3 protein-coding genes are annotated in these 2,323 nt (G+C 54.4%); 2 read left to right on the top strand and 1 reads right to left on the bottom strand.

The window, feature by feature from the left end; translation table 11 throughout:
• Positions 1-317: hypothetical protein (locus VBE63_RS27620; protein ID WP_323686196.1), on the top strand; the 317-nt coding region annotated here is incomplete at its 5' end.
• 135 nt (positions 318-452) lie between these two features.
• A complete protein-coding gene (locus VBE63_RS27615; RefSeq protein WP_323686195.1) occupies positions 453-1,781 on the top strand; it encodes an IS1380 family transposase in 1,329 nt (442 codons plus the stop codon).
• A 307-nt stretch (positions 1,782-2,088) separates the two neighbouring features.
• Here the strand turns inward: VBE63_RS27615 and VBE63_RS27610 are convergent.
• Positions 2,089-2,323: hypothetical protein (locus VBE63_RS27610; RefSeq protein WP_323686194.1), on the bottom strand; the 235-nt coding region annotated here is incomplete at its 5' end.

Raw genomic sequence — 2,323 nt, 5'->3', positions numbered from 1 at the left:
ATCCTGAAAAAGCCAGCAAACAGAAAGTCCTTCCCATGCAGGGCATCAGCCTGCTGCCTGCGTTTGAAGGCAGGCCGCTTGTCCGGCCCAATCCGCTCTACTGGGAATACTCCGAAGGCTTTGCGATCCGCGACGGGGACATGAAAGCGGTGCGCCTCCGCAGAGCCAAAGATAAAGAATGGGAGCTGTACGACTTTTCGAAGGACGAAAACGAAACCCGCGACCTGACTCCGGACATGCCTGAAAAACTGAAAGCCATGAAGCAGCAGTGGCAGAAGTGGTACGACTCCGTTTCTTCATACGAAACAGACAAATAAAACCTCCGCAATGGGAGCTGGAAAACAAAATGACGATTTAGCCTGAATTATTCATGAAAACGGCCTTGGTTGCTGTAAAGCATTCTTGTATAATGCCTTACGATTTACAACCACGTAAAAACAACCAAGGTCGTTATGAACAAAGAAAACCAGATTCTTTTCCCTTTTACACCTCTTAAAGGCCGGAAAATTACGGCGGTTTTTGATGAGCCGATGGTCAGTTCCGACGGAGGGCTTGTTCTATTGCGCGAAGTGCTGATCGAAACCGGTATCATCCGCTCACTGGCTGAAGCCCTTCATGACCCGCGCCACCCTTCCTATGTGGATCACACGCTCGAAGAGATGCTCTCTCAGCGGGTCGCTCAGATCTGTTGCGGCTATGAAGATGCCAACGACTGCGATCATCTGCGTGATGATCCGCTTTTTAAACTGACGGCGGGCCGTCTGCCTGAAGCGGATGCCCTGGCTTCTCAGCCGACGATGAGCCGGCTGGAAAACCGGGTGTCCGTCAAAGAATTGCTGCGCATCGCCTACGCCTTGGTCGATCAGTTCATCGCGTCATTTAATCAGGTGCCCGAAGCGATCGTGCTGGATCTCGATCCGACCTCCGACCCCGTCCACGGCAACCAGCAACTGGCCTTGTTCAACGCTTTTGAGGACGAGTACTGCTTTATGCCCTTTCATCTCTACGACGGGCTGAGCGGCAAGTTGATCACCACGGTGCTGCGTCCGGGTAAGACCCCGACGGATCAGGAAATCATCAGCGTGCTCAAGCGCGTCGTAAAACGGTTGCGCACCGCGTTCCCGAAGACCCGGCTGATCTTCCGGGCGGACTCCCATCACACGAAACCCGCCGTGATGGACTGGATGGAAAGCCGCGCCATGGACTTTGCAACCGGTCTGGCGATCAACGGACGTCTCAAAGAACAGTTCGCCGGAGTTTTGGAAGAAGCCCGTCTGAAATACAAGCGCACCGGGCACGATGTGCGGATGTTCGCTTCGGGATTTTATCAGGCAAAAAGCTGGAGCCGGGCGCGACGGGTCGTCTGCCGGGTTCTGATTACGGCCAACGGCGAGGACATGCGCTTCGTCGTCACTTCGTTCGAGAAAACCGGAGCGAAGTATCTTTATGAAACGGTTTACTGCGGGCGGGGCTCAATGGAACTGATGATCAAGGATCATAAAAACGGGCTCTGCTCGGATCGCACCAGTTGCCACAAATTTACAGCCAACCAGTTCCGTCTCTTTTTGCATTCCGCCGCCTACGTGGTGATGCATTACCTTCGAACTGTGCGCCTCAAAGGCACCCAACTGGCGCACGCGCAGTTTGACACGATCCGCCTGCGGCTGCTGAAAATCGGAACGCGGGTGGAAAGCGGCAAGACGCGCATCCTGCTGCACCTCCCCAAAGCCTTCGCCAACATCCCGGAGTTCCAGTCGGCTGTGCGGTTGAATACGGGCTGAGCTCTCAGCAAGCGGTCCCCCGCGCAGCCAATACGGGGGTAAGGGGGAACTGTCTCTCGAAACGGTCAAAACCGCTTAAAAATCCTGTTTCACGGCTCAAAAACTGTTGATGAATCCAAAAATCACCGGTCAACGCGGTGTTCATGAATAGATCAGGCTAGCATCTTTGCGCTCTCTGCGTTCTTTTGCGGCTTCAACCTCTTCCGAATATTGTTCATGCGATGTCTCAATATTTGTGCGCGTTGATGTCGTTACCTTTACGGTCACGATGTCTCTTTCCACCATGTAGATCACCCGATATATACGGCTATCTAATCCCGAAGGAATTGGTCTTTCCGGGCTCAGCGGGAAGTGCTGAAAGCGTTAGATCCGGCATCTGCTTCCCGCTCCAGAGCACCGCCTCCTCGCCCGGCTTCAGGTCCAGCGAATAGCGCCCTGTCGCTACCTCTTCCAGACGGAACGTCCGGCCGCCGCTGATCTGAATCTCCCCTTCGAGTGCGGGCATGATGATGCATGGCTCGCCTTTGAGGCTTTTGATCCGC

The sequence above is a fragment of the Lamprobacter sp. genome (assembly GCF_034860625.1).
Lineage (GTDB): Bacteria > Pseudomonadota > Gammaproteobacteria > Chromatiales > Chromatiaceae > Lamprobacter.
This window is presented reverse-complemented; position numbering and strand designations above follow the sequence as displayed.